This window comes from Streptomyces rapamycinicus NRRL 5491 (assembly GCF_024298965.1).
GTDB lineage: Bacteria > Actinomycetota > Actinomycetes > Streptomycetales > Streptomycetaceae > Streptomyces > Streptomyces rapamycinicus.
In genome coordinates this window covers 8,272,244-8,291,655 of record NZ_CP085193.1, presented here as the reverse complement: position 1 = coordinate 8,291,655, position 19,412 = coordinate 8,272,244, and the positions used below count along the sequence as shown (strand labels likewise).

Below are 19,412 nucleotides of genomic sequence, written 5' to 3'. Positions count from 1 at the left end.
GAAGGGAACGCGGCGTATTTAACGTGGCGTTACAAAGAAGCACCTGAAGGCCACCCTTTCCCCCATTGTCAGCTCATCAGCCCTTCTGACCTCGGAGTGGGGCGAGGGTGAGTAGACCGCAGCCATAGGCCTTGGCTGGGCCGATTCCTTCCAGGAGCCGGGTGGTGAACGCGGCAGGGTTGGTGACACGCAGGCGGCCTTCGAAGGTGACGCTGTGGAAGGTGACACGGGGGCCTTTGCCGTTCTTCGTGAATGAGTGGCGACGGTGGGCAGTGATACGTACCTCACGCGCCGGGTTCGGATCCCAGGCCCTCTTCTCAACCCCGGAGTCGCTGTCGGCCGTCGCTTGGGCCAGACCGGGGGCAGGAGCATCGGTGCGGGATACGGGAATCTCGAAACCCCACCGTTCAGCGCGGGTGAGAAACCAGTCGAGCTGTGCGGCTGCGGTGCGATGGGCCATCCTGAAGCCCCGCCTGCGCTTACCCTCTGAGTCGTCAGCAATGCGAGCTGCCTGGGCAGACGTGGGCCTAGTCGGATTCTGAGTGTTCTGCACCGGGTTGGCGGTCAGACGGAACGCGAACTCCCGTCCTGTGGCGATCTGGTCGAGGAGGGCGGTGTAGTCGCGGACGGCTGCGTGTTCCCCCTCGGCGTCGGGCCATCCGGCCTTCTCAACGATGTGGGTCCAGTCGGGCTTGGACCGGGTGAGGACGAACAGGTATGGCCGGTGGGGATTGTCAGCGTCAAGTCGCCACAGAAGGCGCTCTCTGTCCGGGCTTCCGGGGATGCCGCCCACGACGGCGGCGTGCATCGCGCGGGGATTGGCCAGCAGTACGCGGCTCTCGGCGCGGAGTGGATTGATACGGATCCGGGAGAGGTAGGTCATGGCGGTCACCAGCCCAGCAGGGCGAAGGGGTCATGTCCGGCGGCCTCGTCCTGGCCGTCGGTGACGTTGGTGTCGGGCTGTGGAAAGCCGGTGGGGATGCTAAGCCAGCCGTGGCGCACGCGCCGGCTGGTGAAGCTGCGGGCGTAGGGGTCGAAGGACACTGGGGAGTCATGGAGGACATCGTCGCCCTCGGGGTCCTCGATGGTGACCGAGCGGTCAATGCGCGCTGGATACAGGGGACGGTCGAGGTCACGCTCGCGACCGCACTGAGCGGCGTACTGTTCGCGGGCTCGCCGAGATGCCTGCCACGGCTCGTCCCCCAGCACATCCTCGAGGCTTCCCTCACGGAGCCCGAGGGATACCGGCTGGGTGGGCGGGCAGGAGCGGCGCCCGAGTGCGAGTGGGAACGCGGGGGCACGGACGGCGTGGTCCAGCGTCTTCATCAGCTCGCGAGAACCACCGACGGCGGCCAGGAAGACCGCGTCCTGGAGGTAGTAGCGGGTTGTCACATGGGTATGTTTGGGCGGTGAGGTCGGCCTCTGGAGGCCCTTGGCCGAGACGCCGGCCTGGGGCAGCGCCCGGCCCCGGTAGTCGCTGACAGTGTGGTAATCACGCAGCAGCGTCCCGGGCTGGTCGACGCGGATGCCCAGGCGCAGTGGAAGCAACTCGTCGAGAGGTTCCTCGCGGGCACGTCCGGCTGCCGCTGCCAACAGACCAATTACGCCGGATTTAGTGGGTTCTGCGTTAGTCTCACGCCGATTGAAGGCACTGCGTGAGCCCCACGCCTGGAGCGGCCCGGCCAGCCGGAGCAGCAACACCGCCTGGCTATTGCTTTGCACTCCTTGTGAGCTGGTGGAAGGTGGTGTCATCAGGCGGCCTGCTTGACGGCGTCGGTGAGGTAGGTGCGCAGACCGGCCAGGAGCTGGGGGAAGGTGACGGCCTCACCGAAGGTGTCCGAGAGCAGCTCCGTGGTCTGTCCGCTGTCGGTGAAGGTGTGGCACAGGGAAGTGAAAGCCGGCGCGTCTCCCCAGGCCCGGGTGGCCGTTGCGTACTCGCGTGCGAGGCGGCGGGCGGAGGCCGCTGCGATACCGGAGGAGGTCGCGACCGGCTCTTCGAAGGCGGAGACGAGATTCACCGGCTGGTCGTCGCGCACCACGACCGCGACCAGGCTGGGCAGAGTCCGGTGGGCGAAGGAATTGCCGTAGCCGGTGGGCATGGAGCGGGCGAAGGAAGTGACGAACTCCTCGACCGCGGTAACGGCCGCCTCCTGATCCGTGAGGTTGCGCGAGAGCTGGTGCAAGCCGACTGACGCGTAGCGGTAGAGGGTGGCTGAGTTGAAGCCGATGGTCCCGATCATGCCCGCACCGGTCTCCTCCCCCTTCTTCGTCTCGTCGTCGACCGCTGTGAAGTAGTCGAATTCCAGCTCGACAGCATGGGTGGACAGCGCATGAGCCACCTGTGTGGCCGCGTCGACGTTCAAGGCCGGGATGTCGGCGACCATGCGGCCGAACAAGGCGACGTCCATGGGGTGGCTGGTGCTGAATTTTTCCTGGACCGGCAGCTGCTTGATCTCGGCGGCCAGCTCCGTGTCGTCGAGGGCGGCGAGTTCGGCAGCCCGGTCGTGGATGAGCGCGGCCACGTCGTCGAGCTGGCGATGGCCGTAGAAGAACAGATAGGCGGTGTCGCCCTCCTTCTTGCCGGCACTGATCTTCAGCGGTGCCAGCAGTGCGCCCGCCAGGCGGGCCGATGCCTCGGTGTCCAGGCCGGTCCGATCGGCAATCTTGTCGGCGAGGGCCCCGTTGATACGCCGGGTGCGGGTGGCCAGGTCCTGCTCGGGTACCCGCTCGGTGAAGTGGACGCGGGTGGCACGCTTCCACGCTTGGGAGGAGACCCGGGATCGGCGGACGCCGCCGTAGTACGCCTCTTTGGGATTGCCCTGGTCGTCGCGGTTGAGGTTGGCCGGGGGCACGGTCTGCAGGATATGGACATCGACGTACGTACGAGGCAGGGGAAGTGCCATGAGGTCCTCCGGTGAAGCGGTCGGTGAAGTGCAGCGGGTGCGGCCTTTGCACGCTTCGATCACGGCGAGGTCGCCCAGGATGGTGGCGGTGTGACGTCGGCGTGAGCAGGCGAGCACCCAGAGGTCTGCCGGTGAGCTCTAGGAGGCGTTCACGGGAGCTTCCGTGTCAGGCCGCGAGCCCCATGTGTGGTACGCGAGTCCCCAGCTGCGGCGGACACGCCGGCGCGATTCGGGGTAATGCCAGTCCTTGATGTCACGCAGCAGTCGGTCGTAGTCCAATGGCTGACCGATGGTACGCAGTTGTGTGACCAGTCCGCGCAGCCGGTACACCAGGGTGGGCACGGAAGTGGCGTTCACCGCGGCCGCGACCCGGCGGTCAACGGCCTCCTCGCTGAAGCGGTCGCTGCGGCGCAAGGCGCGCAGGGCCTCCCCCACACTCGCTCTGGGCTTGTGCATGGGGCGACGCTGGCTTTGCTGATGGAGGCCGTAGAGCGACAGTGCCGCGTGCTCGGCCTCGAGTTCCGGGGTGACCTGTCCGTCGGTAGGACTGGTGTAGAAGGGCCAGAGCGCGGGGACGGTAGCCGCGGTGTGGCCTAGCCCCGACCGCAAGGCGGCCAGGTCTTCCCCAGGGGGCTCCATTGGTGCCTTGCTCCTGGGATCCATGCGCCAGGTTCCGTCGGTTCGGACGTACTGGGCCCAATAGCGGGTAATGGAGGTCGTCGAGGTGCTGGTGGGGTCAGGGGTGGTGGGCACAGCGTGCACCCTTCCTACGGAGATCTCGATGGTGGTGGTGTCCTACGCCGATCTGCCGCAGCCAGCGCTCAGGCCGCCTTACGTCGAGCAGCCCGGCGGGTGAGGATCGCGTCCATCCGGTCTCGGAATCCGCGCTCGGCAGTGCTGAGCCGATACGCGCGCTCCTTGCCGTCTTTGGCCACGATCCGGCCGCTGAAGAGACTGGGAGCCGTGGCGGAGAAGACCTGCTCGGCTACCTTCCATGTCTCCCGCCCGGCTTTCTCCTCCCACGCCTCGAGCCCTTGCTCGGACCGGTCGAAATCCTCACCGACCTCACGCAGCCCGACCAGCAGGCGGCGCACCAACGGATCGAGAGCGTGCAGCAGGGTCTCACCCGGGCGCTGTCCCTTGTCCCAGGGGATCGGCTCACTGCCAGCGGCCCGCCGCAGGTCGGAGGAGAGATTGTTCACCGCACCGGCAAGCTTCTCTGCCTGCGCCACAGCCTCCAGCACACAGCCGAAGATGATGCCGTCCGGGTTTAACGCGGCCAGTGGCAGCGGGATCTCATCGAAGAACACATCTTCAATAACCGATGATTGAATGCCGTAGACCATGCCGGTCAGCTCCAGCCGCAGCGGATACCCCAGAGGCAATCCTTCCCGCACCACACTGAGCTGATCAAGCAGGACGCTGGTATGGAAACCAGCCTGAGTGTCCGTCGCCTCTCGCTGTTCGCTGACATAGCTGACGGCCAGCAGGGCCTCCAGACCACGCCAGGCCGCCCTGCCTGGCTGATGCCGACGAGGGCGTACAGCGGATGCCGCCCCAGGCTTTCCAGCCTGCTTCTTCCGGGCTTTTGCGCTCTCGACAATCCACGAGGTGTGCGGTTCGTGATCGGGCGCGGTATCGAGCCGGTCACCAGCTGCGACAATGACTCGCTGGACCCGCACTCCCGCCTGAGTTTCCTCAGGGACAAGCCGGATACGCCGTGCCTGCCACGTCCACACATCCAGCAGCCCACGGGACGGGCGGATCTGCCAAGCAGGCGTGGCACACGACAGCGTGTCCTCGACCCTGCCCTCGACGGCGCGCCGCCGCCATTGCGGCAGGTCATCCGAAAGCGGAGCCTGACCGAAGGGGATGTTCAACAGGAGAGTTTCAAAGATGGTGCGCCCCACCGGCATGACGACGCCCAGCTGCCCCAGGGGCCCGACTGGGTTACCGGTCGTCTTGCCTGTCTTGACCTGCGGGTCACCGACGACACCTGTTTTGATGGCGGCCGTGTCCCAGCAGTGCGTATGGACCAGCCAGCGGGCTGCCTGCGCCGGGGTGAGCGGCAGCGGATCGCCCTCAGTGCGGGAGGAGAACAACGGCACGTTATTACCCGTAGCGGCTGTGGCGACCAGCAGGCTTGATCCCTTGGTCTCACCCTTCGCCGTGTGCAACCCCGCCACCTGAGCGAAGGGATCGACGGCATCGAGCAGATCGAAGGACTGGCGGTGTTTATCCAGGTAAGCGGTCAAGGCTGCACGCTGCTGAGGCGAGAAGGCCCCCGCACGGAACATATCCAACCACTCGGCGGCATCCGCAGGCGGACCGAGAGCGTCAACGACGATCGGCAACAGCAACTGGCGGAAGATCGCGGGCTTCTGCGTGGGCAGGTCGACCACGATGTCCTGGAACTGATCTGCGCTCAGAAGGAGACGCCGAACGCCAGCCTTCTCGACCGGACCAAGCCCGCCCTGCACCCCTCCCCCTGCAATTGTGCCGACAGTCCTCGCAGACAGCCACGGCTCATCCAGCAAACTGAACAAAATTGGGCTCCCCTCCCAATTTCCTTCGTCTTGCACGTGGCGTCAGCCTTGCACACCAGCCCACGGCTCCGCATGATGAATGCCAGAATCCACCTGCCCCAGTCTTACTCGCCAGCGCACCATCGCGGGTCGGGGATGTTCCGTTCCTACGTCTTCACAGCGGGTTGGCCCCGCGAGCGCGGGGACCACCGGGGGTGAGCTCGGGTGAGGCCCGCGCCCGCCCTCGGTACAACGCTTACCCGCAGGCTGGCGCCAACCTGAGAGGCGGCTGGCCCTGCGACCAGCGGAGTAATTCCCAGGCGCCGCATCCGTCGTGCGCTATATGGAGCCCGCGCCAACGGGATCCAATCCGACAGAGGCGGGCCCGGGACGACCCCGCAGACGCGGGGAGCAGCAAGCCTTCAAGGCCATGTGCCTCCCCTTTCGACACCACCCCAGACCCGGGAAGCAGGCCGACGCGGCCACCTTCTCCAGAGCGATCACTTGGCCCCCCCGGGGGTGCGGTAGCAGTCCAGCCCGCCCGCAAAGTCCTTGGTGGTCTTGGACCATCCCCGCGGGTGCGGGGAGCAGTTGCCTTCTTCGGGGTGTACTCGACGTACTCGGGACTATCCCCGCGGGCGCGGGGAGCAGCTGTTCGGACCGGACCGGACGCCTGCCGCGCCGGGACCATCCCCTCAGGTGCGGGGAGCAGTTGCGGACGATGGCGTCGGCCACGCGAACGGAGGGACCATCCCAGCGGGTGCGGGGAGCAGACCGACGCCAAGTCGGGCGTCCTCCTCACGGCGGGACCATCCCCACGGATGCGGGGAGCATGCCTTCCTTGTCGACCAGCCAGACTCTGACGTGGGACCATCCCCGCAGATGCGGGGGAGCAGGACACCTCCGACCCGCTGTACTACGGCGGACCGGGATCATCCCCGCAAGCCCGGGGAGCAGATGCTGTGGGGCGGGCTGCGCACCGCCGGGACGGGACCATCCCCGCGGGTACGGGGAGCAGCACATGGCTGTGGGCGAACGGCATCAAGCCTGCGGGACCATCCCCACGGATGCGGGGAGCAGCTGTGGCCGCCGTCCAGGGGCGGCCATCGGTTGGGACCATCCCTGCGGGTGCGGGGAGCAGGTGTGCTGGCCTACTGTTGTCGTTCACGAAGGGGACCATCCTCGCGGGTGCGGGGAGCAGGGATTCGTGCCGGTCATGGCCGTGTTCTCCATGGGACCATCCCCGCGAGTGCGGGGAGCAGGCGGCCTTGATCATCGCTGTGTGGTCGTGGATGGGACCATCCCCGCGAGTGCGGGGAGCAGGCGGCCTTGATCATCGCTGTGTGGTCGTGGATGGGACCATCCCCGCAGGTGCGGGGAGCAGACCACGCTGATCTTGAACATCGGCCCGGCGGGGGACCATCCCCGCGGGCGCGGGGAGCAGCATCCCCCTAACCCGGAAGGTGGTCGGGGCTTGGGACCATCCCCACGGGTGCAGGGAGCAGGCCAGTACGCCACCGGCCACCCATGCACGGTCGGGACCATCCCCGCAGGTGCGGGGAGCAGCGGCTGCCCTCACGCGGCGAGCTGGGCGCCGAGGGACCATCCCCGCGGGTGCGGGGAGCAGCTCTTCTTCAACCTCTGGGACAAAGCCGGAGGGGGACCATCCCCGCGGGCGCGGGGAGCAGACTCCGTGACCTGCATGTCTATCTGGCAGCAGGTCCCTCACGAAGCCCGGCATTCCGGGCATATGTATTTCGAGATCCACCCCGCAAATTCTTCGGCTTCGACACCGTCCAAATCATTTCGCAAGAACATGAGTCGCTCCCCCGCCTTGGCGTGAAACGACACGAAGTAGCAACGCCGCCGCAACACCTACGGAGGCCCCGCCGCAGGGCACCACAGGGGCCCTTCTACCTCGACCCCTCCTCGCCCACACTGGCAGCTTGGTGACCCAGCTGCGGAGTTGAAGAATCACTTTGGGCAGACGACGCCTCCATCGTCACGTTACCGATCCTTGCCGAGCGCACCATGGACACCAACATCCGGGACCTGGCCGCCCCAACGTGTAGTCGCTTCCGTAGCGTCTCAGCTGAGATTGGCCGCTGATACGTCTGCCAATGCCACGCATCTTCTGCCACCGCACGCTCCAGAAGACCGTCCCCATCAGCCCCGAGTTGACCATCTTCCGCCAGGACCTGGCCATACCGCTGGTCGCCATCGGCACTCTCCTGCTCGGCCATCACCGCAACATGACCTTCGGGACACTCCGGGACATCTACCCTCTCGGACTCACGTGACGTCCGCCCCCCGGCACCATTGATGGCCTGCAAAAGCCCCGGACCTACCTCTGCCCAACCGATCAACAGCAACGGCCCGACCGCATCGAAAGCGGCCTTGCCATTCTGACCCGCCAGCAGGGGTCCGTCACGTTCAAAGCCAAGGTCATCAGGCTGGAGAAGACCAACAGCCGGCGCGCCGGCCGGAGCTGCTCCCGACCCGCACCCTGCAGCGCGAGATACCGCGTACCCAGCAGCAGCCCCAAAACAGAAAGATCCACTGCCGGAGCCACCAGAGGCGCCACCCAGGGCGGCACGCCCAACCGCAGCGCCAGAGTCCACACATTGCCGAAGCCGAACAAGAACGTCAGCCCCACCACCGCCGCCATGATCCCCGTCACCGCCCGAAGAGTGACCGCCCGCTCGAAAGAAGCCCCCGCCCGGCCACCGACGCGTGTCGACCCCTTACCATTCATCGGCCCACCCCGCCCCACGACACGGGTACGAAACTGCCCTTGATCACCAGCCTGCCGACGAAATTCCGCAGGTGAGGATCGCCATCCTTCTGCGTGGCGCCCTGCCGCGGGTGTGGGGAGCAGCGCTTCCCGGACTTGTTGCCGGACGAGTTGGTGGGACCATCCCCGCGGGTGCGGGGAGCAGACCTTGTTCAGCAGACCCGCGGACTTTATGTGGGGACCATCCCCGCGGGCGCGGGGAGCAGTCGTGTCGCGGCAGGGTCAGCCGATGGCCGTCTCTCTATGCAGGCATACACTCCGACGCCCAGACAAACGCCTGGATCAGGCGGAACCCGTACACCACTTCCGAGGACGCAACCGCGTCACACACTGAGCGCAGGTGACGGGGTCACCTATCCCCGCGGGCGCGGGGACCATTTGTTCAGCTCCTCGGCGCCTGCAGCATCCCAGGGGCCACCCCCGCACTCACGGGGACTACTCGCCCTGAAGCGTACCCACGACTTTGAGGCCGGGACCGCCGCACGAGTGGGCGTCCCTTTGGTCATCCCTCAAATTGAGGCATCCCAGGGGCCACCAGTACGGGCCTGGTAACCACGACAGTACAGAATGCGTGACGGATGCCCGCTGGGAGCTGTCCCATCGCTGCGGGTGTGGAGACCAGCACGGTTTCGGCGCGGTGGTGGGGCTGTGTGTGGGACTACCCCCGCTAGCGCGGGGACCACCATGTCGGCGACGCTCACATCCGGTGTGAGGCGGACCACCCCCGCGGGCGCGGGGACCACATTCGCTGGCGTTGCTGGATCTGTGGTCGGATGGGACCACCCCCGCGGGCGCGGGGACCACTCGTCCGTACGGATCGTGAGGTCGATCAGGTCGGGACCACCCCCGCGGGCGTGGGGACCACGTCCGGCCCCACGTGCCGTTCTGCGCGGGTTGGGGACCACCCCTGCGGGCGCGGGGACCACCAGTTGGTGACGGAGACGGATAGCGCGAAGTCGGGACCACCCCCGCGGGCGCGGGGACCACGGTACCCCGACGGCGCTGGGCCGGGTCGTTGAGGGACCACCCCCGCGGGCGCGGGGACCACACGTCGTGATCTGCTGTTTCACGTCGTGACTGAGTGGATTTTACTTACTCTCACGGAAACGGACATTTCTCTGGCAGGTCGTCTCGTTGCCGCAGGACCGTACTCAGTCCGTTCGTGTCACCGATTCCCAAAACGTCGCCTTTTGGCTGCTTTGCTCCAGCCTTGGCGTGGCTGGTCAGCGGGTCGGCTGCTAGGCGCGGAGGTCTGAACTGTCGGTCGATACAGGAGGGTGAGGCCCTCGTGATTGGTGGGTTGCCAGGCGTGCTCGTGGGTGGCGAAGGTGAAGCCTTGTTCGTTGTGGGTCTGGTAGGCCAGTAGGGCCCGGCCTTTGCCTCTGTACTGGCGGACTTCTTCCCACAAGATGTCCCGTACGCGGGCGGAGGGAGAGCCCAGGAAGACGCCGGGGGAGACTTCCAGGAGCCAGCGGGTGAGGAAGCCGCGTAGTCCTACGGGGCAGTTGGCGAGGACGATAACTGTCACCAGATCGGTTCCTCCCATGGGCGTTTCCGGAATCTGGGGTGCCGTAGTTGCGACCACTCGCTACGAGTTGGTCACGGTCGGATTGGAGTGTTACCTGATCTGTGGTGTTGTCTGGTGCCTGGGTGCCGTCGGGGGCAAGGAGGAGGCTTTTGATGTCTCGTACACACCGGTTGAGGAGGCCTGTTTCGTTGATGCGATCTCTGAGCGCTCGACGGGTGCGGGATGCTACGTCTTCTTGGCCTTGAGCTGCTGCGTCGAATGCGGCAGGGATGCCGATGTCTGTTTTGTAGAGGTCGGCGATGTCCAGGACGAAGGATCGTTCGTGTCCGGAGTGCACGAAGCCGAGCCCTGGTGAGCAACCGAGTGCGGTCACTACGGCGTGGGCGATGCCGTACATGCACTGGGCGGCCGCGGTAACGGCTTGGTTGGCAGGGTCGCCAGCGGCGAAGTTGCCTTGATGGTACTCACGTCGACGCCAGGGGACTTTGGTACGGGCGGATTCGTGACGGTAGCACTCCTTGACCCGGCGCCCCTCCATGTTGAGCAGTTCCTGGCGGGTGTGGGTCGAGGGGTCGTCCTCGGGGAAACGCAGGCGGTACATGGCGCGTGCTACCTCGAGCCGGGTGCGGCGGTTTGCCCAGGCTGTGGCCTGCGCTTCGACGAGGCGAGATGAACGGGTGAGGGCCCGGCCGCCTGCGTAGTAGCGCACGCCTTGTTCGCCGACCCATACCACGCCGGCTCCGCATTCCCCGAGCACGGACATGGCTTGGTGGGTCACGCGGGTGCCGGGGCCAAGGAGCAGGGTCCCGATCGTGGCGGAGGGGATGTGGGTAACTCCGTCCGAGTCCGTGGCTGTGATGGCGTTGTCCTCGCGGTGAATCGTGCAGCGTTCCAGGTAGATGAAGGAGATCCGGTCGCCGACTCGGGTGAGTTCCTGTGGCGAGGAGGCGCTGCGTTGACCGACGGTACTCATGATGCCCGCGCGGGAGCCAGAGTCATGAGGCCGCAGCCGTATGCCTTGGCTTTGCCGAGTCCGTGGGTGAGAGTACGGCGGAAGGCGTCGGCGTCGGTGATGCGCAGGCGACCGTCGAAGGTGACTCGGGTGAAGCGGACGTTGTGCCGGGAGGAACCGGCTGCATCCCTCTTGCGGAACTGCAGGGGCATCCGATTGTGCACGATGACTTGGTGTTCGTGGCCCCGCTGGGTCAGCTGGCGTTCGGGGGGCGTGCACACGATTTCAAAACCGGCCTGTTCCTGCCGTTTGAGGAGCCAGCCGATCTGGTGGCGTGGGGTGACGTGTGCCGTCCGTTTGGTGCGGGCCCCTTCAGGGTCTCCTGGTTTGTGGATGTCGTGGACGGGGTTGGCGGTGAGCCGGAAGCCCCAGGTGTCTCCTATGGCGAGGCGGTCGAGGAACTCCTTGTAAGCGAAGGTGGTCCATCCCGGTTGTTCCAAACCGGGCCAGCCTGCTTGTTCGACGAGGTGTGTCAGGTCAGGGCGGCCGGGGCTGACGATGAGCAGGTCGGTGCGTCCAGCAGCCTGTGGGTCCACGCGCCACAACACCCGTGGCCCTTGTCCGTCGCGGGCTGATGGGTTGGGAAAGGCCATGTTGACGGCGCCGTGCATGGCGTGCGGGGAGCCGAGAAGCCGACGAGCGCCGGAGCGGGCGGTGTTGATGCGGAAGCGGGTCAGGTACATCAGCTGGTCCTCGGGGAGTTCTCTGCCGTTGTGGTGCTGTTGGGCGAGTCGAGGGGGCGGAGCACGGAGGTGGGATCATGCGGCGCTGGCACACCGCGCCGCGCAGGCGGCGGTGGGGCGGAGTGGTCGGTGAGGACGCCCCGCAGTGTGTATTGCCGGTGCCGTGGATCGAAGCTCACCGGGGCGTCCCGAAGGGAGAGGTGCGGCGCCTCGCCCGGTGGACAGTCGATCAGTACGTCCAGGTCCACGGGGCCGGTCGAAGTCCTCATGTCGGCGGCGCGCTCCAGCTGCCGCCGGTACCAGCGGGATGCCTGCCATTTCGCAGTGCGCAGAGCATCCTCAAGGGCGTCTTCGAAGGGTGGGCCCATGTCGATGGGGAGGGAAGGAGGGCAGGAGCGCCGTCCGAGATAGGGCAGGAAGCGCGGAGCGCGCAGAGCCTGGTACAGGCGCTGCAGCAACGCCCTGTCTCCTTCGACGCCGGCGATGAAGACGGCATCAGCAAGGTAGAACCGCTCGGAAAGGGGCATGGCTTTGTCCGAGTCGGCGTGGTGGGCAGTGTGGAAGTCACGGAGGCGCGAGCCGGGCTGGTCGATCCGTACGCCGAAACGCAGCGCGGCAAGGTCGGAGAGGTCCGCGTCGCGAGGCCTGCCCTCGGCGGCGGCGAGGAGGCCCAGTACTCCGCTCTTGGTGGGCGCGTTTTCCGTGCTGCGGCGGGCGAAGCGGGCAGTGGAGCCCCAGGACTGAAGGGGCCCGGCGAGCCGCAGCAGCATCACCGTCATGCCCCGGCTCCGGGCATGAGCCGCTGTGCCACCGCCGCACTCACGTCGCGCATCAGAACCTCCAGGGACACTCGCTCGCCGAGCCGAGAAAGCTCCTCGGTCTCGTCGCCGACGCGGAAGACCCAGCTGTGGTCGTCCTTGGTTTCGATCCCGTACTGCTTCTCCAGGTCCGGCACGTAGGAGGCAAGACGGCGGCAGCTTTCCCGCAGGTATCCGCCACCTGCCCCCTGCGGAACAGGCTCCTCGAAGGCTCCGGCGAAGCTGACCGGGCGGCGGCCGCGGAGCTTTACGATCACTGCGGAGGGCAGCGTGTGGTTGCCGAAGGTGTTGATCTTCCCGGTCGGCAGTGATGTGATAAACGCCTCCAGGAACGCGCCGACCGCTTTCTCTACTGGGGTACTCGGTGATTCATCGTCTCGAAGTCCGAGGCCGAGGTTGTGCTGCAACTCGTCGACGTCCAGGGCGGCGTAGCGGTACAGCGTGGCGGAGTTGAAGTCGACGGTGCCGATCATGCCGGCCCCGGATTCCTCGTCAGTACTCAGGTCGTCCACTGCGGTGTAGTAATCGGACTCGATCTCCGACTTGTGGACGCTGATGGCGTGCGCCACCTGTGTGGCCGCTTCGACGTTCAGGTCGGCAGAGTCGGCGACCATGCGCCCGAAGAGAGCGATGTCCACCGAGTGCCTGGAGTCGACCGCCTGTCGGGCCTTGGCCTTATTCTCCTTCTTCTTGAAGTGTTCCGTGAGCGTGTCGACGTCCCCGTCTGTTCCGCTGCCTTCGATCGCCAGCTCGGCCAGGGCGTCCAACTGCCGTTGACTGAGGAACATCAGGTAAGAGGAGGTGGGGGAGGCGGTCGGCTCCTCGTCGTTCTTTCCCTTCCGCTTCGGCACGTCGATCTTAGTGCCGGTGGCCACCTTCAGCGTTTCGGTAGCCAGCTCGATGGCCACCGCGGGCAGGGAGTCAGCCCGGGCGCGGATCCGCTTGGCAAGAGCATCGGCGACCTTCTTGGTACGGACACCGAGTTCTTCAGGGGGCAGCAGGTCATTGAACGCTTTACGAGTCGCGCGCTTCCATGCCTGGCTGGAAACTCGTGCACGGCGGACCCCTCCGTAGTACGCCGACTTGGGAGTTCCTGTGTCGTCCCGGTTGAGATTGCTCGGCGGAACGGTCTGGAGAATGTGGATGTCGAGGATGGTGCGGGTCATCGTGGTCCGTTTCTTTTCAAGCAATACTGCTTTTTTTGGGGGGCGCAGCAGGGGGAGCGGTGTCGCGGCCGCGTCGCGGCTGGCGGGCGCGGACTACTCGACCGCCTCGTCGGCCAGTGCGTCCGGGGCCTGGACAGCAGCGTCAGGCGTGGCCTCTTCGTCGCCGTCTGTCGCAGAGGTGATGTAGGCGCGGTGGAAGTCACGGCCCCAGGAGCGCCTGACGTCGCCCTGGCTCGCCTCGTCCTGCCAGTAATTGAGCTGATCGGCAAGCAGCCCGTAGTCCAGGGGGATGCGAGCGTTGCGCAGCAGCACTACCACTTCGCGCAGCCGACGGCTAAGCATGTCGAAATCGACCGATGTTCCGATGCGCACAAAGCGGGTTCGAATGGGTGAATTGACATCCGCCACCGGTCGAGATGCCGGGCTGTTGGTGGGCGGGCGGGTCAGGTCCTTCAAGCCCCGCTTGCCATCTGCCAGCCGTCGTACGGCGCGGCCCAGAGACCAGCCGGGGACGTGCATCGGTTCATCCCGAAGGGACTGCTGGTGAAGTGCCCAGAGGGTCACAGCGAGATGGACCGCGCGGTCCTCGCGCTCCTCTCGCGTTTCGTGCCGTCGCCTGATCTCGCGCGACAGGTACCGCGACGGGTCGTTGCCTTCTTGGTCTTCTTGCCTGCGCTGTTCTCGAAGCTCGGTGAGGTCCGCAAGGACATCGAGACCCCAGCTCGAGGGCGAGGCATAGACATCGCGGCCAGCTTCCCGCCGCAGCCGCGCGACTGCCGCAACCGCGGCCGGATTGTCCCTGCGGTAGCCGCTCTGCAACCGGTTGACAGTCCGCAGGGCTGCCGAGCGAGGCACAGATTGGCGATGCGGGTCATTGGTGTCGCGCTCCTGCACGGCAGAAGCGGGCTTGGTCCCTTGTGTCGTTGTGGTCATCGTGCTCTCTTCGCGCGGTTGGGGGCGGCGAATCGAGTGCCGCCTGGCTGGGCGGGCACCGGAGCGGTCGTTTTGCGCCGGCTCGGCGGCGGGCCCAGGACCTTGTGCAGGCGGGCTCGGAACCACAGCTCGGCTCGGCCGGCATCCATCAGCTGGCCGCCCTGCCCTGGGGCGTCGATCAGTCGTCCTTCATCGGCTGCTGGCCCCGCTGAGGTGAGCAGTTGTCGGCTGAGTCGCTCGAGACGCTCGCGGACCGTATCCCGCCACTGCTGGCGGGCGATCTCCAGGTCGGGGAAGGCCAGCAGATCCTTCAGCCATGCCCGGTAGGGGCCGTCCAAGGCGCCGAAGCCCATGTCTCGGGCGGTGGCGATGGGCGTCGCGGGGGCGCTTCCGGCGGCGCGGGCCAGATTCCCGGCGAGCTGGCCTAGGGCGCGCACAGCGTCTTCCGCGTCGCTGACGGCGTCGACCGCGGCGGCGCCGAATACCGGGTTCGCCTCGTGCAGGGTGACCACCGGCAGGAGCACGGAGTCGTCCACGATCTCGTCAATCACTGACTGCTGGGTGCCGTACACCGTACCGACGAAACGCAACCGGACCAACGTTCCAGGGTCGATCTCGCTGGCGATGATCACCCGCGTAAACCAGCGGGCAATTCCGGAGCGCAGGACGGGGGCCGGCTCACCGCCTTTCCCTTCGTCCGCTACCTGCCGACGGGCCGGGAGCAGGGAACCCAGTCCTCGCCACGCCGCCCTGCTCGGGTCATGCCGCAGTGGCGTGTACACCGGAGTGCGCCCCTGCTTCTTCTCCTGGGCCTCATTGCGCCTCCAGCCCGACATCGGCTCGAGTTTCCAGGGCTCGGCCAGCGTCAGCGGGTCGCCATAGCCGAGCACCACCCCGGTGACCACGCCGCCTTCCGCATGCAGGCGGATCCTCCGGGACTGCCAGGTGTACAGGTCCCGCAGCCCTGCGGGGTGCGGGGGCCCGGACGCGTGCTTGCGTTCTCCCGCTCCTAGTGGGGCGGATCGCCGCCAGACCGGCATGTCCTCCCCGGCCCTGCTGTCAGCCTCGGCCCCTGCCTCCTCCAGAGCGATGAGGTTGAGCAGCAGGGTCTCTCGGAGCGTGGCTCCCTCGGCGAGGATTCCCCCGAGATTCCCCAACGTCCCTACGCCCAGGGGGTAGACCTTTCCGGCTTTCGCCCGCTCGTCGTTCACCATGGCGGACTTGATACCGGAGGTGTCGTAGGCGTGGGCGTGTACGAGCCACCGTGCGGCTTCCGCGTATGAGAGGGAAGCGACGCCGGGCCGCCGCATGGCGAAGAACGGCTCGCCCACGGGCACGTCCGCGACGATCCGGCTGAGCGGCGCGACCTCGCCTTTTTCCGTCCGCAAGCCGGCGACCTGATAGAACGGCCGCTCGGGGTCGAACAGGTTGAATCGGTCCCGGTGCTGTTCGAGATAAGCGGGGACTGCGGAAAACGCGTTAGACGACAGCCAGAGATCCTCCCAGTCTTCCACCTCTGCGGGGCCGTCCAACGCGTCGTACAAGATCGCAAGCATCATTCGCAGCAGAGCGATCTCCTGGGTGGGAACATCCCCTACCAGCCGCCGTAGGGAATCCGCCTGTTCGAACAGACCGAGCAGGGAGACCTCCTCTACCGTCCCGTCCCCTCGCTGCACCGGTAGCCATGGCGCGGAGACCAGATCGAAAGACGGAGGCCCGACCGCCTCCGCAGGCCCCTCGTTCATCACAGTTCCCTCCGAGCCCTCCGTGCGTACCCGGATAACAGCAGCGGCGTCGAACTCGGCGTCGACTGCGCCTGCTCCCTGGCGTCGCTCACTGTGGTTCCCTTCCTTACTCACACATCCGTCCTCGTACGCACCCACCCCCTCACCGGCTGCTCCTGTACCGGGTATGAGCACGCCAGGGGCCGTCACCCGCAGTCCATCGGCACGGCTGTAGGTGAGCAGGAAGCCTGCCAGACGGGTCTGACAATCGGCGTCGAGCACCAAAATCAGCTCTCCTGCCAGCCACGGGCACTCCTTCACCTGCCAGGCAGGAACCAGGAACTGCTCCAGCTCCGTGATGACCCGGTCGATCATCCAGGGCGTGCTGAAACGCCCCGGAAGCGTGAGCGCACTGGCGGCCACCGCCTCGGCCGCACGCCGACTCGGCGGGAAATCTGTGGGCAACTCCAAACCGCCGCGTCCCCTGTTCAGCCACGGCACGGTGGTCAGCCGTCCATCGGCTTGCCGCTGGACGACCAGCACTTCCAAAGTCTCCGCGCTGTCCCGCACCTGGGCACGTCCCGCACTACTGTCGTCCACGTCACCGGCGGCAGCCTCTAGCCACCCATACAGTGGCCGCCCGGCCCGCGCGACCGAATCGAGCAGAAAACCCCCGGCCTTCTCCCTCTTCTCAGCCAGCAGTTGCTCGTGCGCGACACGGGCCTCCGCTATCTGCTGCGACCACGCACTGGGACCGGCTGGCTGCTCCCCGTACGCCGTCTGCACCAGCGGGCTGATGCAGTCCGGCAACTCCAGAGCTACTCCGTCCAGGTACGGGCCGAGCACAGCCAGCGAACGCAGCAGGGCGTATTCGCTCCGATAGACCGCACGAGTTCCCTTGACCGGCGAGGGCGGAGTGGCCACCCAGTCCACACCAGTAACCAGACAACGCGGCTGCGCCAGACGGGGCGGCCGACGCCACCGGTGCCGGTGCAGCCGCCCCATCCTCTGAAGGACCAAATCCACCGGAGCCAGATCCGTGACCAGCAGATCGAAATCGATGTCGAGCGACTGCTCCGCCACCTGACTGGCGACCACCACATGGCGCGACGGACGCTCCTGCTGATCCGGCCCAAACCGCCGAACCAACTCGGCATCCTTCGCAGCCCGGTCAGCCGCAAGGAACCGCGAGTGCGCCACGGTGACCGCTTCCGTGCCCAGACGCTCCCTCAAAACGTCCGCCGCCTCCAACACACGGTCCACGGTGTTACGCACGACCAACGCGCAGCCACCCAGGGCCAGCTCCCGCTCCAGCCGGTCGGCCAGCACGCTCACGTCATCGTCCAGCCGCTCCAAGACCACACGGAGCAGCCGCCCCGAGGCGGCAGAGGGGCGAGCCGTGAGGACCGGGTGCCCCGGGGAGACAGCAGTGATCAGAGGGTAGGCGTCAACGCCCGTCTCGACGCCCGCGCCAGATGAAGCAGCATAGGCCGTTACCAGGGCACGCCTTCGGTCTGACGGCAACGTGGCAGACAGCAGAACGACCGGCACCCGGTACGCTGCCAGCCACTCCAGCACCCGGTCCAAATACCGTCCCATATACGCGTCATAGGCGTGCGCCTCATCGATGATGACGACCTTGCCCGCCACCGCAAGATGCCGCAGCGCCAGGTGCCGGCTTTTCAGGCCGGCAAACAGCAGTTGATCGATGGTCGTTACCGCGAACGAAGCCAGGAGTTGCTTCTTACGTCCACGCAGCCACTGATGAGCGTGGAGGCCAGAGGGTTTGGCAGAACCTACGCCGTCCTGCTCCTGTCCATCGAGATCAACGGCGACGATGGCCTGCTGCCCTCGGCGTAGCAACCCCGCCCACAACTCATTGAGCGCTGCCTTGGCATGAGCCAAAACGACGGACCGCCGACCATCGCCTCCCACCTCACCGTCAGGCAACCTGCCCAGCCAATCAAGGAACCGGGGAAACATGGCGTCCCCTGTGGCCCGGGTGGGCAGTGCCACCAGCACACCACCTGCGCCGGACCGAGCGGCCAAGACCTCCGCCGCAGCAAAAGCTGCCTCGGTCTTCCCCTCGCCCATAGGCGCCTCGATCACCACCATCCCCGGCGTCGGCATCGCACGCGCCACCCGAACAGCCTCGGCCTGAACCGGCCGGATCGCCGCATCCTTGAGCCGGGGGAACCGCTGGGCGAACAACTGCTCGACAGCCTCCAAAGGCTCCTCCGGGTGCCACGGCGCCGGCAGATCCAACCCCTCCCAGGCAGCCCGCAACCGGCGTTGCTCACCCACCGGACCGGCGGGCTGCCAGGTCTCCGGGTCATACGGGAACAACTCGGCAGAACTGGCGACCCAGTCCGAAACGATCACCACAGCGGTCAGGATCACCTGCACCGGCTGAGCCAGCCGAACCTCCTGCCACTCCGGCAGTCGTTCCGTCACACCAACCCATGCAGCACAGGCGTCCATCAGCTCGTACTGCACTCGGCGCCATACGTTCTCGCTCGACCCTGGATGCCGCAGCAGGTGCGGACGAAGTTGAAGATCGTGAATGTGCTGATGATCAGGAGGCGTGCCATGGTGCCCGCCCGCTACGACGGCGAACTGTCCAGATACCCGGCCGCGAAGGCCGAATCGCTGGGACATCCACTCCTGCAGCAGCAGTTGCCCGGCCAGCCCGTGCGGCGCCAACCGCCGGTCCTCTCCGTACTCCCGGGCAAGCGGCATCTCCAGCCCGGCATCCCGCATCCGCGCTGCCAAGGCCTCAACCTGACAGGCGAACGCAGGGGTGGCCTTGCCGGCATCGTGGACGGCCGCCAAAAACCCTACGAGCATCCGCGCATCTGTCTCACCTGCCGGCAGTGCCTCGGCCACCGACTCCTTGATGGACCGGGGAACCCAGTGTTCCCACAGCATCCCGGCTACAGCCCCGCTGTCCGCCATATGGCGCCACAACGGAAGCCAACTGTCCGTTTTTCGCTCGTACTTCGCCCACACCACCCGCGCAGCAGCGGACAACTCGGTGAACGGACCCCTCTCATCAGCCGGATGCGAACTCAGAGGCACATGAGGCATGTCTCCCCCTCCCCGCGCACGCGACGCGGCAAAACTGCCCAGACCTGGGCGGCGAGGTGGTACTGAGCCGTCGATACGGGCGTACACGTGGGGCGTGTTGGGTCGGGAGCGCCCACGCCAGCCACGACTGCCGCCGACGCCCCCGCTATGTACGTCAGGCCAAGCGCTGCTGGGCGGCCCAGGGCCGAAGCAACAGCACGACGATCACCACCACGGCACCCCACACCCACGGCGCGTAC

The 19,412-nt window shown here is 66.7% G+C and carries 13 protein-coding genes, 1 pseudogene and 1 CRISPR repeat array; of the genes and pseudogenes, 1 reads left to right on the top strand and 13 read right to left on the bottom strand.

What is annotated here, in order from left to right; genetic code table 11:
• Positions 1-76 precede the first annotated feature (76 nt).
• The 5 genes from cas6e (LIV37_RS34700) to casA (LIV37_RS34680) all read right to left on the bottom strand — a co-directional run bounded on the left by cas6e (LIV37_RS34700) (position 77) and on the right by casA (LIV37_RS34680) (position 5,449).
• Positions 77-883, bottom strand: coding sequence for a type I-E CRISPR-associated protein Cas6/Cse3/CasE (gene cas6e, locus LIV37_RS34700; protein ID WP_167525837.1), 807 nt, complete (start codon positions 881-883; stop codon positions 77-79).
• 5 nt (positions 884-888) lie between these two features.
• Positions 889-1,752 carry a type I-E CRISPR-associated protein Cas5/CasD gene (gene cas5e, locus LIV37_RS34695; protein ID WP_121824164.1) on the bottom strand — a complete coding sequence of 288 codons (864 nt, stop codon included), beginning with the start codon at positions 1,750-1,752 and terminating at the stop codon, positions 889-891.
• Positions 1,752-2,903, bottom strand: a complete 1,152-nt coding sequence (cas7e, locus tag LIV37_RS34690) for a type I-E CRISPR-associated protein Cas7/Cse4/CasC (RefSeq protein WP_020871744.1) — start codon at positions 2,901-2,903, stop codon at positions 1,752-1,754. Before cas7e (LIV37_RS34690) ends, cas5e (LIV37_RS34695) begins: the two co-directional genes overlap by 1 nt.
• Positions 2,904-3,041: 138 nt before the next feature.
• The gene (gene casB / locus LIV37_RS34685) at positions 3,042-3,542 is read right to left on the bottom strand and encodes a type I-E CRISPR-associated protein Cse2/CasB (protein ID WP_020871743.1); all 501 of its coding nucleotides are present in this window, start codon (positions 3,540-3,542) and stop codon (positions 3,042-3,044) included.
• Positions 3,543-3,724: 182 nt separating this feature from the next.
• Positions 3,725-5,449: a type I-E CRISPR-associated protein Cse1/CasA gene (gene casA, locus LIV37_RS34680; protein WP_243146110.1), complete on the bottom strand. Its 1,725-nt coding sequence runs from the start codon at positions 5,447-5,449 to the stop codon at positions 3,725-3,727.
• A gap of 2,099 nt (positions 5,450-7,548) precedes the next feature.
• On the opposite strand from casA (LIV37_RS34680), the gene LIV37_RS34675 reads away from it, so the two are divergent.
• On the top strand, positions 7,549-7,728 hold the full coding sequence (locus LIV37_RS34675) for a hypothetical protein (protein ID WP_020871741.1): 180 nt from the start codon (positions 7,549-7,551) through the stop codon (positions 7,726-7,728).
• A gap of 62 nt (positions 7,729-7,790) precedes the next feature.
• On the opposite strand, the gene LIV37_RS34670 is transcribed toward LIV37_RS34675, so the two are convergent.
• The 8 genes and pseudogenes from LIV37_RS34670 to casA (LIV37_RS34635) all read right to left on the bottom strand — a co-directional run bounded on the left by LIV37_RS34670 (position 7,791) and on the right by casA (LIV37_RS34635) (position 19,173).
• Positions 7,791-8,108 (bottom strand): hypothetical protein, encoded by a 318-nt coding sequence (locus LIV37_RS34670; protein WP_202979594.1) that lies wholly within the window; start codon positions 8,106-8,108, stop codon positions 7,791-7,793.
• A gap of 769 nt (positions 8,109-8,877) precedes the next feature.
• A CRISPR array of direct repeats spans positions 8,878-9,270; the repeat unit is 28 nt; unit sequence GGACCACCCCCGCGGGCGCGGGGACCAC.
• 117 nt (positions 9,271-9,387) lie between these two features.
• Positions 9,388-9,750, bottom strand: a complete 363-nt coding sequence (cas2e, locus tag LIV37_RS34665; protein WP_121824169.1) for a type I-E CRISPR-associated endoribonuclease Cas2e — start codon at positions 9,748-9,750, stop codon at positions 9,388-9,390.
• A gap of 40 nt (positions 9,751-9,790) precedes the next feature.
• Positions 9,791-10,723 (bottom strand): annotated as a pseudogene (gene cas1e / locus LIV37_RS34660) (type I-E CRISPR-associated endonuclease Cas1e); the annotation flags it as partial.
• Positions 10,720-11,445, bottom strand: coding sequence for a type I-E CRISPR-associated protein Cas6/Cse3/CasE (cas6e, locus tag LIV37_RS34655; protein ID WP_020871739.1), 726 nt, complete (start codon positions 11,443-11,445; stop codon positions 10,720-10,722). The pseudogene cas1e and the gene cas6e (LIV37_RS34655), both read right to left, overlap by 4 nt.
• Positions 11,445-12,224: a type I-E CRISPR-associated protein Cas5/CasD gene (cas5e, locus tag LIV37_RS34650; RefSeq protein WP_020871738.1), complete on the bottom strand. Its 780-nt coding sequence runs from the start codon at positions 12,222-12,224 to the stop codon at positions 11,445-11,447. Before cas5e (LIV37_RS34650) ends, cas6e (LIV37_RS34655) begins: the two co-directional genes overlap by 1 nt.
• A complete protein-coding gene (cas7e, locus tag LIV37_RS34645; protein WP_020871737.1) occupies positions 12,221-13,429 on the bottom strand; it encodes a type I-E CRISPR-associated protein Cas7/Cse4/CasC in 1,209 nt (402 codons plus the stop codon). The genes cas5e (LIV37_RS34650) and cas7e (LIV37_RS34645) overlap by 4 nt, the downstream gene beginning before the upstream one ends.
• Before the next feature lie 93 nt (positions 13,430-13,522).
• A complete protein-coding gene (casB, locus tag LIV37_RS34640; protein WP_121824170.1) occupies positions 13,523-14,362 on the bottom strand; it encodes a type I-E CRISPR-associated protein Cse2/CasB in 840 nt (279 codons plus the stop codon).
• Positions 14,359-19,173 (bottom strand): type I-E CRISPR-associated protein Cse1/CasA, encoded by a 4,815-nt coding sequence (gene casA / locus LIV37_RS34635; protein WP_158634873.1) that lies wholly within the window; start codon positions 19,171-19,173, stop codon positions 14,359-14,361. The genes casB (LIV37_RS34640) and casA (LIV37_RS34635) overlap by 4 nt, the downstream gene beginning before the upstream one ends.
• Positions 19,174-19,412 lie beyond the last annotated feature (239 nt).